At 59.0% G+C, this 390-nt stretch carries 1 protein-coding gene; it reads left to right on the plus strand.

Features of this window, described 5'->3' with window-relative positions:
• Positions 1–390: IS66 family transposase (locus QBK88_RS30725; protein ID WP_277965050.1), on the plus strand; the 390-nt coding region annotated here is incomplete at both ends.

The raw sequence follows: 390 nt of genomic DNA on the forward strand, positions 1-390 counted from the left end.
ACTGCGGACAAGCCAGCTCAGCTGATTGAAAAAAGCATGGCCAGCCCGAGCGTTCTGGCGATGTTGCTGACCGCCATATATGTGGATGGCTTGCCGCTTCACCGCTTTGAAAAAGTACTGGGCCGCCACGGCATCGATATCCCTCGCCAGACCTTGGCACGCTGGGTTATCCAGTGTGGCGAGCACATGCAACCGCTGCTGAATCTGATGCGCGACAGCCTGCTGGCCAGTCGCGTCATCCACTGCGATGAAACGCGGGTGCAGGTGCTGAAAGAACCTGACCGCGAGCCAGAGAGCCAGTCGTGGATGTGGGTGCAAACCGGCGGTCCACCGGATAAGCCGGTCATCCTTTTTGATTACTCCACCAGCCGAGCGCAGGAAGTGCCTACG

The sequence above is a fragment of the Pseudomonas sp. RIT-To-2 genome (assembly GCF_029623465.1).
Classification (GTDB): Bacteria; Pseudomonadota; Gammaproteobacteria; order Pseudomonadales; family Pseudomonadaceae; genus Aquipseudomonas; species Aquipseudomonas silvicola.